Source organism: Ruoffia tabacinasalis (assembly GCF_042652985.1).
GTDB classification, from domain to species: Bacteria; Bacillota; Bacilli; order Lactobacillales; family Aerococcaceae; genus Ruoffia; species Ruoffia tabacinasalis.
Window position 1 is genome coordinate 128,776 of sequence record NZ_JBHSHQ010000004.1, and the last position, 14,266, is coordinate 143,041.

15 protein-coding genes are annotated in these 14,266 nt (G+C 38.2%); 3 read left to right on the plus strand and 12 right to left on the minus strand.

The window, feature by feature from the left end; translation table 11 throughout:
* Positions 1-3 precede the first annotated feature (3 nt).
* From ACFO5Y_RS00800 to merR, 10 genes are all read right to left on the minus strand, one after another.
* Complete coding sequence (locus ACFO5Y_RS00800) at positions 4-906, minus strand: NAD(P)/FAD-dependent oxidoreductase (protein ID WP_197103007.1); 903 nt, start codon at positions 904-906, stop codon at positions 4-6.
* A 68-nt stretch (positions 907-974) separates the two neighbouring features.
* Positions 975-1,388, minus strand: coding sequence for an Rrf2 family transcriptional regulator (locus ACFO5Y_RS00805; RefSeq protein WP_138403858.1), 414 nt, complete (start codon positions 1,386-1,388; stop codon positions 975-977).
* A gap of 111 nt (positions 1,389-1,499) precedes the next feature.
* Complete coding sequence (locus tag ACFO5Y_RS00810) at positions 1,500-2,822, minus strand: amidohydrolase (RefSeq protein ID WP_197103005.1); 1,323 nt, start codon at positions 2,820-2,822, stop codon at positions 1,500-1,502.
* 2 nt (positions 2,823-2,824) lie between these two features.
* Positions 2,825-4,537 carry an adenine deaminase C-terminal domain-containing protein gene (locus tag ACFO5Y_RS00815; RefSeq protein ID WP_417750490.1) on the minus strand — a complete coding sequence of 571 codons (1,713 nt, stop codon included), beginning with the start codon at positions 4,535-4,537 and terminating at the stop codon, positions 2,825-2,827.
* 79 nt (positions 4,538-4,616) lie between these two features.
* Entirely contained in the window at positions 4,617-5,684 is a 1,068-nt protein-coding gene (locus tag ACFO5Y_RS00820; RefSeq protein ID WP_197103003.1) for an ABC transporter substrate-binding protein, read from the minus strand.
* 25 nt (positions 5,685-5,709) lie between these two features.
* Positions 5,710-6,750: an ABC transporter ATP-binding protein gene (locus ACFO5Y_RS00825; RefSeq protein WP_197103002.1), complete on the minus strand. Its 1,041-nt coding sequence runs from the start codon at positions 6,748-6,750 to the stop codon at positions 5,710-5,712.
* Between the two features lie 19 nt (positions 6,751-6,769).
* On the minus strand, positions 6,770-7,549 hold the full coding sequence (locus ACFO5Y_RS00830) for an ABC transporter permease (RefSeq protein WP_197103000.1): 780 nt from the start codon (positions 7,547-7,549) through the stop codon (positions 6,770-6,772).
* Entirely contained in the window at positions 7,542-8,381 is an 840-nt protein-coding gene (locus tag ACFO5Y_RS00835) for an ABC transporter permease (RefSeq protein ID WP_231606785.1), read from the minus strand. The genes ACFO5Y_RS00830 and ACFO5Y_RS00835 overlap by 8 nt, the downstream gene beginning before the upstream one ends.
* Positions 8,382-8,990: 609 nt before the next feature.
* Positions 8,991-10,637 carry a mercury(II) reductase gene (gene merA, locus ACFO5Y_RS00840; RefSeq protein WP_197102998.1) on the minus strand — a complete coding sequence of 549 codons (1,647 nt, stop codon included), beginning with the start codon at positions 10,635-10,637 and terminating at the stop codon, positions 8,991-8,993.
* A 12-nt stretch (positions 10,638-10,649) separates the two neighbouring features.
* The gene (gene merR / locus ACFO5Y_RS00845; protein ID WP_027109178.1) at positions 10,650-11,051 is read right to left on the minus strand and encodes an Hg(II)-responsive transcriptional regulator; all 402 of its coding nucleotides are present in this window, start codon (positions 11,049-11,051) and stop codon (positions 10,650-10,652) included.
* Positions 11,052-11,269: 218 nt separating this feature from the next.
* On the opposite strand from merR, the gene ACFO5Y_RS00850 reads away from it, so the two are divergent.
* From ACFO5Y_RS00850 to ACFO5Y_RS00860, 3 genes are all read left to right on the plus strand, one after another.
* Positions 11,270-11,632: an ArsR/SmtB family transcription factor gene (locus ACFO5Y_RS00850; RefSeq protein ID WP_197102996.1), complete on the plus strand. Its 363-nt coding sequence runs from the start codon at positions 11,270-11,272 to the stop codon at positions 11,630-11,632.
* Between the two features lie 16 nt (positions 11,633-11,648).
* The gene (locus tag ACFO5Y_RS00855; RefSeq protein WP_197102994.1) at positions 11,649-12,260 is read left to right on the plus strand and encodes a CadD family cadmium resistance transporter; all 612 of its coding nucleotides are present in this window, start codon (positions 11,649-11,651) and stop codon (positions 12,258-12,260) included.
* Positions 12,261-12,330: 70 nt separating this feature from the next.
* Positions 12,331-12,498 carry a cation transporter gene (locus tag ACFO5Y_RS00860; RefSeq protein WP_331459493.1) on the plus strand — a complete coding sequence of 56 codons (168 nt, stop codon included), beginning with the start codon at positions 12,331-12,333 and terminating at the stop codon, positions 12,496-12,498.
* Between the two features lie 58 nt (positions 12,499-12,556).
* On the opposite strand, the gene ACFO5Y_RS00865 is transcribed toward ACFO5Y_RS00860, so the two are convergent.
* Positions 12,557-13,465 carry a cation diffusion facilitator family transporter gene (locus ACFO5Y_RS00865; RefSeq protein ID WP_197102992.1) on the minus strand — a complete coding sequence of 303 codons (909 nt, stop codon included), beginning with the start codon at positions 13,463-13,465 and terminating at the stop codon, positions 12,557-12,559.
* 42 nt (positions 13,466-13,507) lie between these two features.
* A complete protein-coding gene (locus tag ACFO5Y_RS00870; protein ID WP_197102991.1) occupies positions 13,508-13,822 on the minus strand; it encodes an ArsR/SmtB family transcription factor in 315 nt (104 codons plus the stop codon).
* Positions 13,823-14,266: the final 444 nt, after the last annotated feature.

Genomic DNA, 14,266 nt, shown 5'->3' on the forward strand with positions numbered 1-14,266 from the left:
TCCTTAAATGCGATTAAAATTCGCTTGACTTGCTTGGGCGATAATACCAATACCGGCCATATGACCTTGACTGGCAGAGACGATGAGCTGAGAAGGACCCGTAATTTCACCAGCAGCATAGATGCCTGGGATATTTGTCTGTCCCATCATATTCGTCACAACAAAGCCAGCTTCACTCACTTCCAGATCCAGTTGCTCAATAAATGGCATCGGGTGTTTTAATTCTGTCGTAATAAAACCTCCCGTACGCTCAAGAATCTCACCACCTTCAAAATGGACACTCTCAAGTTGCCCGTCAGAACCCTTTAATTCACGAATCGTATCTTCGATAAGTCGAATGTTATTTCCCTCTAAGAGTGCTTTTTGTTCTGAATCAAAGACCACCAATCCATTAGTAGCAACAACTAAGTCATCAGTCCAGTTGGTTAATAATTGAACCACATGCAAGGCTTGGCTAGTCTCTGCGATCAGGACAAGTGGTTGTTCCTTCATTTCCCAACCGTCGCAGAAAGGACAAGAGAATAAACTGCGTCCGTAATATTTCTCAATATCTTCCACTTTAGGGAGCGTCTCTGATAAACCAGTGGCTAAGACGATATTCTTAGTGCGGATGAATTCACCAGCGTCGGTCGTTACTTCGAAAGTCTCGTCTTCTTTTCGCTCAATGGACTTAACTCTACCTGGTTTAACTGAGATATTTGGGTATTTAAGCAAGTCGCTTCGACCTGCCAATCTAAAGTCTTCAGGTGTGATCCCATCCCGAGTTAGAAAGGCGTGGGATTCTTGAGTGACCGCGTTTCTCGGCTTCTCATCGTCAATCAACACAACTTCCATGCGACCTCGTCCCGCAACTAAAGCCGCACCCATTCCAGCAGGGCCACCACCAATAACTAATACATCAATCATATTTTCTCCTCCTATTAAATCTATTAAAGACCTTTAATGTCCAGAATTACTCCAACATTAGCCTAATGCTAATGTCTTGCGTGCACTTCTTTTAAAATGTCTCCGATTGTCTTCTGCGCCAAAACTTCCTGCATCTTAACTTCAGCCTCAGAAATCGCATTTTCAATTAAACATTCGTGATGATGCGTACTTTCATGAGTCATCGTACAATTTAACATGGCTTCCTGTCCCTCGACCGCTTGAATAATATCTAAAAATGAACATGAATCAGGTGATCCAAGTAATTGGTAGCCGCCATTAACCCCAGGCGTTGACGTAATGAGCCCGGCTTTAGATAATTTAGTCAAAATCTTAGACAAATAGCTCGACGACAGATGTTGGCGACTAGCCAAATCCTCAACCCGAACCGCTTCACGATCCGACTCCATAGCTAAATGAACCATCGAATGCAGGGCGTAATTCGTTGCTTTTGAATATTTCATAACATGGCCTCCTTAATGAAAGACTCAATTTGTCTGGAATTAAATATAAAGGAAATAAAAGACAAAAGTAAGAAAAAAATAACAGGAACTATAAAAATAGTCCCTGCTAAATTATAAATCTTCACTAAACTCCAACGCTTTTTCAGTGAAATAAGTCATTTCCTTAGCTAAATTCCCGCGCAAATCAGGAATAGAAGCCAAGATTAGTTTCTTATCTTCCACAACTAAATTCCCATCAACAAAGACATGGCTCACATTCGATGCATTCGCAGAGTAAACCAAAGCACTGTAAACATCGAAAACCGGGAACATATTCACCGAATCAGTTTCAACTAAGACAATATCAGCTTTTTTCCCAACTTCAATCGATCCGATTGAGTCTGACATCCCAATTGCTTCAGCTCCTCCTAGAGTCGCTAAGCGAACAATCTCTCGTGCTGGGAAGGCAGCACGGTTTCCAGTATGAGTCTTATGAAAATTCGCCACCATCCGCATTTGCGTGAATAAATCAAGCGTGTTTCCACTACTAGGACCATCCGTTCCCAAACCGACAGCTAAACCCGCCTCCAACATTGAAGAGAGTGGTGCCACGCCTTTAGCTGATTTCGTATTCGCGCCGATACAATGCGCGACTGAAACTTGCTTTTCTTTCATTAAGGCGATATCCGAATCAGCCACGAATATACAATGAGCAGCCAAGGTTTTCTCATCTAATACGCCGAGCTGACTTAAATATTCAACGGGTGTTTGACCATACTCTTCACGGTATTTATCCATCTCAAAAGTCATTTCACTCAGGTGAATGGAGAAAGGAATATTATATTTGCGAGCCAATTCACTCGCAGCAATGAGCGACTCATCCGTATTGGTATAAGGCGCGTGAGGCGCAACCGCAGGGGTAATGCGGTCGTGATTTAACCAACGTGGAATAAAATCTTCGCTATAAGCTAAGCCACCAAATTCAATCTCACTGTCCGGACTTTTATCGATGACAGATTCGCCCAATATCGCGCGAGCATGCATTTCATCTGTTGCTACTGCAATTTCTTCTTCAAAATAATACATATCAAAAAAAGTTGTCACTCCAGCAAGTTGCATTTCTGCAATGGCATATTTAGCACTATGGTAGGCTAATTCCTTCGTCATGCATTCATGCTCTAAAGGAAATAAGAAGCGCGTTAACCGGTCGGGTGTGTCGTCTCCAAGCGATCTAAAAGGAATCATTCCTACATGCGTGTGGGTATTCACCATACCTGGCATAGCTATGGCACCATTTCCGTCAATCACTGTATCGAAATCCGTCTCAGAAGGAGCTTGACTAGCGTCGCCAAAGCCCACAATTTGCGTACCGTCAATCGTTAAAAAGGCGTCTTCGAATTGTGTAAATTGTGCGTCCATGGTAATTAAATGAATGTTTTTGATTAATGTTTTCATGCTTAATCCTCCATTAATGGAATCAGTTGATGTGTATGTACATCCATCATACCAAAGTCTGTGATTTTTATTTGAGGCGACACTGGAAGGGATAGCGTAGAAAAAGACATAATTTCATTTGTATTGTCATATCCTAAATGAATCATGGCCTGGCGCACCGCTTTTAAATCGCGACCAATCTCAGGTAATGCTTTATCGCTTATGATTCCACCAATCGGCAGGGGACAAGTTGCGACAACTTCTCCGCCTTGCGCAACAACATAAGCCCCATTCAGACGTAAAACTTCGCGTTGCGCCTGTAAGATATCTTCACTTGATGTTCCCATGACCATTAAATTATGATGATCATGTGCCCAAGTCGTTGCGACAGCACCTTTGTCACTCAATGCGCCTTCTACGAGCCCATAACCAACTTGTCTATTTTTCCCATATCGTTCTTGAACAATAATTAATGACAAGCCGCTAGCTTCCCAATCCAAATAGCCATTCTTCACTTTAACCGTTCGCTTCACATGTTCGGTAAAGGTCCCGACAGATTGAATTTGAATCACATTACACATCACTTCAGACACATCTTCACGCACCGGAATTCGTAAATCATCGAGGGTGAGTTCAGCACAGTTAACAGACGAATAGAAGTGGCTTGGAAAGTCTAAAGCCTCTTGATCAAAAGCCAAGGCATCACCAGCTTGATGAACTAACCGGCCATCTTTATAAACGCAGTCAATCTCGAAAGTATCCAAATTATTCAACAGAATAAAGTCCGCTTTTAACCCACTCGCAATGGCACCACGGTCTTGAAAGCCCATCCGACGTGCCGGCGTGTATGTACTCATATAAATGGCATCGACCGGGTCTAAGCCTTCCTGAATACCAAGACGCAAGTTGGCGTTCAAATGTCCCTCTAACAAATCATCCGGCATAATATCATCAGTAATTAAAGCGACATGTTCAAAGAACTGATGTTCATTAATTACCACAATATTCTCTTTTGTTAGTGATTTCTTTTGCAACTCAATAAAAATCCCACTCCCAATCTTTTCTAGAATCGATTCAGGGGATTGGTGGGTATGGTCGGCATTTAAACCGGCATATATAAACTTAGCTAAGTCCTCACCTTCAACGCGAGGAATATGGCCTTCGAGAGGCATGAAAGGTTTGTTTGTCTGCGCGGTTTGTAGAATATTTCGAATCAGTGAATCTGGCTCTGAAGTGATGCCTTTAAAGTTCATGGCTTCGCCTAAAGCAATTACTTTTGGATGTTCCAATAACTCCGTCACTTCAGCGACACCGATCATTCCACCAGTTGTTTCGCGTTCGGGAACCGTCGACGGAACCGATGAAGGAATCGCGTAGAAGATATCCATTACCGTGTCTTGTGCCATAAACGCATAGATACCTTCAATGCCAAAGACGTTCGCAATCTCATGAGAGTCTGCAACCACCGTGGTCACGCCATGAGACAGGGCAGCTCCTGAGAATGTCGAAGGAGGAATCATAGAACTTTCAATATGCATGTGAATATCAATCAAACCTGGAACAATAAATTTACCTGAGACATCTACAATTTCTTTCGGTTTCAAATAACGCAAATCAATCTCTTTAATATAGTAGAAATGGTCGCCAATTATCGCGATGTTTTTTTGTTCAAAGCATTTTAAGAAGGCATTAAATACGTGCCCATTTTCAATGAGTAAATCAATCAATTTATTCAATCCTTTCAAGAACAATGAGAAAAAGATGAAACTTCAGGTGACTCCCCGAAATTCCATCTTTTTAAAAGTAAGCTAAAGACTATTGGTTCATCAATTCATTCCAAGTATTAATCCACTCGTCTAAGTTCTCGTTAACAAAAGTAAAGTCAATGGCTTTTGCACGTTGAGCAACGTCACCGTAAGTTTTGTTTGCGGCAGTTTCTTCATCTAATTCAACGTCCGCATTTGTTGGAGCTTCGTTTAATGAGCTGGCTGTTTGTGTTTGTAATTCTTCACTAAGTTTCCAGTTAATGAAAGCATAAGCCGCTTCTTTATTTTCTGAAGAAGCAACGACGTTTAAAGTATTAAAGTTTGCGTAAGTTCCAGATTCAGGGACAATGAATTGCACATCTGGGTTTGCTTCAGAAATAATTGGGTAAGCAAAGTCACCAACAACGGCTGCAACAATTTCACCAGATTGGAAAAGGTTCGCTAAGTCAGATGATTTTGTATAAGTTTTTGTAATGTTTGGTTTTAAGTCTGTTAAAGCTTGGAAAGCCGCTTCACCATTATCAGTTGTAATATCAACACCTGCGTGATCACTTGCAACGTGTAACATCGCTGGACCAAACGTTGTTGTAATATCTGGAATCGAAATCTTACCTTCTAAAGCAGGATCCCATAAATCAGACCACTCATCGATAGTCATGCCAGCCGCTTCTTCATTGTAGATAATTCCGATACTATTCATTGTATAAGGCGCTCCAGCTGAATCCACAGCATCTTGGGCACCGTCTACTAATAAAGCTAAATTCGGTACTTTTTCTTCGTCTAAAGGCTCAAACATTCCTTCAGCAACCCCTGAAGCTGCGTTGTTTTGAGAAAGTTCAATGACATCAATCGTTGAGTGTGGGTTGTTTTGTAACTTTGTGAAGCGTTCGCTTGAATTCCCAACTTCGTGCGTAATATTAATGCCTTCTGCTTCAGTAAATGGAGCAAAGACGTCAGATTGAATCACATCTTCTGAAATCGCAAAGGTTGAGACAATTAATTCACCGTTATCTTGAGCAGACGCTGTGTCTGAAGTAGAAGCAGTGTCAGAGTTACCACAAGCCGCAAGGACCATAACTGATGTTAAAGCTAATACAGATGTTTTAATAATTTTCATTATATATTCTCCTTTAAGAATGTTTTTAAACTAAAATTAATTTTTCTGGTGTTAGATAGAGAGTGACTTGATCGCCACTTTGATACAGAGTTTGTGAATCATCATTGACAATTAACTTACCAACCGGAGTCTCCACTTCGTATTGGTAACTTTTACCTAAGAATGTTCGAACTAAGATCTTACCCACAATTGTATTTTCTTCTGAAGTTGCTTGGTCAATGATTTGAATATCATCTGGGCGAATCGTCGCCTTCACTTCTGCACGGTCTAAGTCCGCTTGAGTTGTATGAATCGCGGTACCGTTATCAGTAACGTAAGCGCCGCTTGCTTGTTTCGTAAGATTAATAAAATTCTCAAAGCCAATAAAACGAGCAACAAATTCAGTTTTAGGGTGATTATAAATTTCTTCTGGTGTTGCATATTGTTCAATGACACCTTGATTCATCACGGCAACTTTATCTGAGATTGAGAAACACTCTTCTTGATCATGGGTTACAAAGACAGTTGTAATACCTAATTGTCTTTGAATTCGTTTGATTTCCATACGCATAGAGACACGTAATTTAGCGTCTAAGTTACTTAAAGGCTCATCTAGTAATAATAACTTCGGCTCAATAACTAAAGCGCGAGCTAAGGCAACCCGTTGTCTTTGCCCACCAGATAACTGTTTAGGGTAACGGTCAGCAAAGTCAGCTAAGCCAGTCACTTCAAGCATGGCAGTGACTTTTTCTTTAATCGTCTGTTTGTCTACTTTTTGCATTTTTAAACCGAAGGCCACATTTTCAAAAATCGTTAAATGCGGGAACAGGGCGTAAGACTGGAAGACCATCCCGAATTGGCGTTTATGTACGGGTGTAGCAGTTAAATCTTCGTTATCTACTGTAAACTGCCCATCATTAGGATCAATTAATCCAGCAATGACACGCAAAGTTGTTGTCTTTCCACAACCCGATGGACCGAGCAGTGACACAAGTTCTCCGTTTTCGATGGAGAGATTTAAATCTTTTAATATTTCTGTCTTCCCGTCATAACTGACGCGAATGTCGTTCAAATTAACAAAAGCCATTGTATTGGCGTCCTCCTTATTAAGATATTGAAGCGAGACCTAAAGTCTTCTCAATAATAATCATTAAGAAAATTGTCAGTAGCATTAACAGAACAGATAATGCCGAAACTGTTGGATTATAGTTATATTCGATATAACCCATTAAGTTCGTAGGTAAGGCTGTAAAGCCCGGGCCCGTTAAAAATTGTGACACCGGTATGTTATTGAATGAATTAATAAAGGCTAACATAAAAGCAGCGTAAATACCTGAAGTAATATTAGGTAAAACGATCTTAAAGAAGGCTTCCAAACGTGTACAACCTAAAGTCCAACTTGCTTCTTCAAGGGACATATCCAATTGCTCTAAACTTGAACCCACAACACGAATAATGTAAGGCAAGCTAATTAAGAAATGTCCTAAAAGCAAACCAATGAAAATTGGAATTTGCATCCGAATCACAATAAACTGAAACAAAGCGAAACCAACAACCACCCCAGGAATAATCGTCGGGGACAGGAAGAAACTCTTCAACCGTTTCCGGCCGGGAAAATCATAACGCGACAAGGCATAAGCAGCGGGGACACCAATAATTAAGGCTAAGAGCGTCGCCAGAAATGAAATACGCAAGCTCAACCAAAAACTCGTTAGAAAGCCACCCGTTGTAAAGACATTCGCATACCAATCTAAGGTAAAACCTTCAATCGGGAATTGAATCGTTGGCTTCTCACCAAAAGAGGTCACAATGATAATGAATAAGGGGATAAATAGAAATAGAAAAACAGGAATGACAAAGAGTTTCAAGCCAAATTGTTTACGCATTAAGATCGCCTCCTCTACGGTCAACCATATTCGCAATGGCATTAAAGACATTCATGACAAGGATCGTTGTGACAATCATAATCAAAGCAATCACGCCAGCACTTTGCCAATTACCTAAAGACATTGCTTGTTGATAGAGGAAAGTTGACATCATCATATTCTGATTCCCACCTAATAATTGTGGTGTCGTATAAGCAGTGAATGTACCGGTAAAGACTAAGATACTCCCCACAATGACACCGGGAATACTTAAAGGCCAGATAACTTTTATGAAAGCAATAATCGGATTCGCTCCTAATGTCTCGGCTGCTTCGATCATTTCGGTATCAATGTTCTCTAAGATCCCCACTAAAGTCGTAATCATTAATGGCAAGAAAAGATAGATTGAACCAATCACAATCGCAAACTCTGTGTACAATAACTTCACCGGTTGTGAGATAAACCCCGTATTCAGTAAGAATTGATTCACAATCCCATTCGTACCTAAAATATTAATCCAGGCAAAACTTCTCACAACAGAATTCGTTAATAAGGGAAAGAGAACGAAGCCCATCAAGAGCGAACGCCACTTCTTGCCTGTGCGAGAGATGTAATAAGCCGTTGGCAAACCTAAGATAATTGTGAATAAGGTGACGATTAAAGACAGCTTAACGGTCCGCCATAGAATACTCAAATTGAAACTACTTGAGAAGAATGACGCATAGGATTCAAAGGTAAAAGCGCCATCATAAAATGTCGGCCAAATAATAGATAACAAAGGCATGACTAGAAAGACAACTAACAATATGAATCCCGGTGTAATCACAATGTACGGGATTTGTTTAGAAGACAAAAATAATTCCTCCTTAAAAAGTAAAATACTCTACTCAAGGAGTATAACTTTTCGTGAGAATATCACAAGAGATGACGAATAATCAAGAGTAATAAAACGACGAACGTTCGTGTTTTTGATAAAGAGTAAGCCAGAGAGAATTTTCATATATTATATAACTGACATATGATTTGATTTTCATGTGAAGCGAAATCATTACACTTAACGTAAAGGAGTTGGCAGTGATGAATCAAATAAAAGAACATAATCACGAGGCTTACAATGATGTAAATTGTAATTTTATTTTGCATTAAATTTAAGAGGTGCTTTGCACTAATAAAATAAAAAAGACTATTTCTGGGGAAAATAGTCTTTTTTCTATGTTTGTTATTGAAAGTTTACTTATAAGAAATAGTAGTTTTTAATTGCTCGGAAACTCCAAAGTAACAAATATTTACTTTTTCTTAGTAAATTTTAAATGCGTGATTATTGAAATAGTCAATATTCTCGTATGAAAATTCATTTAAAAATTGGTTAATCCATTATTTATTGAAAAATGTATCTTTTAATCGCAGATTATCTAAAAAGGACGGCAGATCCTCAAATGGAACTGCCTCCCTTTTCTGTATATTATCCTGCACAACAAGATAATTTTGAAACATCGTTATTATAGCCAAGTGCTGCAAGTTTCAGTCCTTCTGCCATCGTTAAATAGGGCGCCATTGTGTCTGTTAAATCCTCGACTGTTAAGCCAAATTTAACAGCTAAAGTTCCTGCATAAATGACTTCGCCTGCATTTTCAGCAACAATATGAACGCCTATTATTTGTTGATTTTGAGCGTTGATAACAAGCTTGATTAACCCAGTTGCATCATGATTAACTAGGGCCCTTGGTACATTATCTAAATCTAAGATTGACGTTTTAACATCTATTCCCTTATCATTTGCTTGTTCTTCTGTTAAGCCAACAGTACCTACTCCAGGATTTGTAAAAATAACACCAGGAACAACAGACAAATCAATTTTCCTATTTAAGCCCCCGACTGCATTGTCCGCTACAATCTTACCTTCATGCGCGGCTACATAGACAAATTGAGGACCTAATGTAACATCTCCTGCTGAGTAAATGTGTTGATTGCTTGTCTGACCAAAATCATTCATCATGATTTCATTATTTATCCCTATTTTTACACCAGCAACATCTAAATTTAAGGCTTCAGTATTCGGTTTTCTACCTGTCGCAATTAATAATTGATCCGATTCAAAAGTTTTTTGCCTACCATTTTTTGTGACTGTCAACTTTTTTATGTCTCCATCTTGCTCAACCCATTCATAATTAATCCCAGTAATAACCTGGATGCCTTGTTCATGAAGTGCTTTTTCGACTGTTTCTGAAACTTCTAAATCATAATCTTTTAATAGTCGTTCGCTTCTTTGTATGAGTGTGACTTTAGAACCTAAGTTGTGGAACAATTGACCGAGTTCTAGTCCAATATAACCCGAACCAATAACGGTTAATCTTTCTGGTACTTCATCTAGCTCTAATAAAGTTGTACTCGTTAAATAATCTATCTTTTCAATGCCGGGAATTTCAGGAATAAAAGAAGTTGCGCCCGTGGCGATCAGGAAGCGTTTTGCTTTTAATTCTTCTCCATTGACCTCAACGACATCACTCCCCACAAATTTTGCTTCGCCTTCGATTAAATCAAAACCGTATTCGTCGATTAAATCGATATATTTTTCTTGGCGCATTCCACTTACCAATTCATCTTTTTGTTTCACCAATGATTTTAAATCGACTTCTCCAGCCATTGTATTTAACCCATGGAATGGATTCTTTTTAGCTAAATGATTGATCGTTCCTGCCCTAAGAAGCGTTTTAGACGGAACACAGCCAATATTTACACAAGTTCCGCCAATTGTGTGTCGTTCGACCATACCCACTTTTGCACCATATTTTGTTGCTTGAATAGCTGCTGAAAAAGCAGCACTTCCAGAGCCTATAATCAGAAAGTCATAATCGTATTCCTTTTCATTTTTAAGTATTAAATTAGACTGAGAAGCTATTTTTTCGATCTTTTCTATCTGATAATTGGATTGTTCAATCGCTTTTTCGATGCTATTAATTTCGACAGATTCACTTAAATAGAATTCTGTTTCCCCTTGCCGGTAGTTTGTTTTTATATCTTTTGCACCTATGTTTTCAAGCGCCATTGTTACATGGTTTTCACAGCTGGCACAAGTCATACCTTGAATGCTTACTTTATACTTCTTCATACAAAAGCTCCTTCATTCATCATAAATTAGTGTTTCAATGATCGGACAAGCATACATTTCTTTCTCGTTAGGACAACGTTCCTTTAAATCGCCTAACATGCTTTCAATTTGTTTTAAATCAGCAATTTGTTTTTGCACTTCTATTTGCTTTTGAGAAACAAAATCAAACATATTTTGACAACGAACACTGTCTTGATCAACAACGCCTAGTAATTTATAAATTTCGTTTAAAGAAAAACCAAGATTTTGCATTTGCTTAATAAATTTCACTCGTTTAATATCCGCATCAGAATACAAGCGATATCCTGAATCTGTACGTATTGGTTCTTCCAATAATTTTTTACCTTCATAATATCGTATTGTTTCTTTATTAACGCCACTCTTTTCAGCAAATTCACTAATCAGATACTTCATTCTTTTCACCTCTATTTATTATACACCATGTACCATAGTACATGGTCAAGAGATATTTATGATTTTAAAATACTCTACCCTAGTAGTTTTCTCTTAAAATCCCTTAAATATATTTAAAGATTTTAATACCGTAAAGAAATCGAATGGCGAAACAATCAAATAAGCATTTGACTATTAACGATACAATAAAATGAACGTTTGAATGAGAGGTGAATCAAGTGACTGAAGTTTGCCAAACAACAATCATACATCCTGAAAAAGTGGATGTGGTGAAAAACAAACTAGAAAATAAAGACTTGTCGAATTTGCTTGTGCTAGGAAAATGTTTTAGCGATCCTTCAAGGATTAAAATTTTCTATGCTTTAGAAACCTTCAAAGAAATGTGTGTCTGCGATTTAGCGGAAATCTTAGACGCTAGTATTGCTACAACGTCACACCATTTACGCTATTTAAAAAAGCAAGGCGTGGCGAAATCACGCAAAGACGGAAAAGAAGTCTACTACTCGTTAGCGAATGAAGAAATTCTTTCGACTATTCGTCTAGTTTTAGACATGCCAAACAGCTTATCTTTGACGTCTTAGTTTGGAGGAAATCATTTTGTTACAAACTATTTTTTCAGCGATCGCTGTGTATATTTCGACCAGCATCGATTATTTATTTATCTTACTGATTATTTTCTCGCAAGCCTATACACAAAAAGGACTTCGTCAGATTTATTTCGGTCAATATCTTGGAACCGGCATTTTAGTAGCCGTTAGTTTATTTGCTGCTTATGTGCTGAATTTTATCCCCCAAGATTGGATTATCGGACTTCTGGGACTTATTCCCATTTATTTAGGTGTCCGAGTTGCTATGGGAGGCGAAGAAGAAGCAGAAGAAGAGGAAGTCGTGGAGAAGTTAGAGTCCAGAGGGTCCAACCGTTTGTTTTGGGCTGTTGCTTTAATTACGATCGCTTCCGGTGGAGATAATTTAGGGATTTATATTCCTTACTTTACCTCTCTATCTGTTTCTGAAATTATCCTTGTTATCGTTGTATTTGCTATCTCCATTGCAATTCTTTGCTATATCAGCTATCGATTGGCAAAAATTTCTTTTGTTTCCGAAACACTGGAGAAGTATGAACGAATTATCGTGCCTATTGTATTTATTGGCTTAGGTTTGTTTATCCTGATAGAGAACGGGACGATTCAAACACTACTAGGTTTGTAAAAATCACAATTAAGAAAGATAAAAAGAGATGATTGAAAATAAGAACCAATATGAATGACTATTAAAAGGAATTGACTGCGGAAGTTGTGCCGCCGAAGTGGAAAGAGGCGTTTCTAAGATTGACGGTGTCGTCAACAGCAATGTTGACTATATTGCAGAAACGTTGAGCTTTGAGGTAGCAGATGAAAATGAATCCGGTGTTTTGTCGCAAGTCAAACAAGAAAAGGCAGCGATTTGATTAGTCGCTGCCTTTTTTGCTTTTCAAATAATGAAGTATTTTTTAGCATAGGACTATCTTACATGTTGTGGGAGTATCCCTTCTCAAGCTCTTCTTTGCTTGTAGCCATTTCTATTGTGATATGATTCTCTACGTCTGATTTATGTGCGACTTCTGCAATTTCTTCTTTTATTTCCCTAACCTTGTCTATATCTGAAGGGTCTATAAGAACCGTGACGATAAGGGCATTTTCTTCCCCGTCCAGTGACCAAATGTGAAAATGAGAAAGGTCCTTTACAGCAGGAATACTGTTGATTGAATTAGCAAGCCTTTCTACGTTTACATTTTCAGGCGAACCATTCAATAAAATTTTCATTGTGGTGAAAAATTCAGGGACGGTTTTGTAGAGGATATAGAGTGCAATCAAAATCGATAAGATAGGATCCAGTCGATATGCCTCGGTAAAGTTCATTAGAATACTCACAATCAAGACTCCAATCCAGCCTAATACGTCTTCCAGCATATGGAGGTTCAACATACCCTCATTTTTGGATGTGCCTTTGCTTAAAATCCAAGCAGCATATCCATTCAATGCAATAGCTACGAGAGAAAGCCAGAACATGCCACTATAATTTACGGGTTGTGGGTCAATCAAACGTGGCACACTACGATAGATCATAAAGAACGAGCCACTAATTAGCACAACGCCAGTTATCAGCGCGCCCAATAAAGAAAATCGGTTATATCCAAAAGTGAACCGTTCATCTTGTTTCTTCTCTGAGTAACCTTGAAAAAACCAAGCGAATCCAATCGAAATAGAGTCCCCTAAATCATGAACTGCGTCGGACATAATGGACACACTATTAAAAATAGACCCAAAGAAGAATTCACTTATGGAAAAAATAAAATTTATGAAGAAAGCTATTTTAATATTTTTTTTCGGTTGATTCTGATTCGAGTGATTATGGTCTTTATCTAATTTTGACATTTTAAAAACCTCCTAATTTTGTATGCTATATGCTAATTGGTTTTATTTTTCTAATTCATTAACATGAGTTAAGACTTGTTCGAGAATACTAAAAACATGAAGGTCATCTAAACTGTAAAGCATACTTTTTCCTTCTCTTCTTGATTTCACTAAGCGTGCGTCTTTCAACGTTTTTAATTGATGAGAAATAGCGGACTGTTCCATGTCCAGAGAAATGGCGATATTTCCAACACTACACTCTTTTTGCTGTAAAAGAAAGAGAATCGACAATCGTGTAGGATCACTAATCACCTTAAATAGTTTGCTTATTGACTGAATAGATTCTTTATCGATTGGAGAAGTTGTTTTTATATCCATAGTGTTTTTATTCCTCTCATATGACTCGGTGCTCATATATATAATACCATATGTGCGAAACAAAGCTAGTATTTGTTTATAAGGGCGTTTGTTAGTTTATGAGAAAGGAGTTGAGACTGCTTTTTCTTGACAAAACTTATAGAGCACTATAAAATGAACGCATAGACATATGATTTGTTATTCATATGTAAAACGTAAAGATTACGATTTACATATGGGACAACTGAAAGGAGTCAGAGACAATGGAAATTACATGAATACTTCTCTTCTTTTAGTGGGAGTTTGTGTGATTTAATAAGTAAATGAATGGAAATCAAAGGAATTATATAGGAAGGTGATAAAAATGGAAACTATCGAAGAACAACAATCTCAAGAAAAACATAATCACAACCACGACCATGACCATGAACACGGAAAAATGCCAATCGTTTTATACTTTATTGG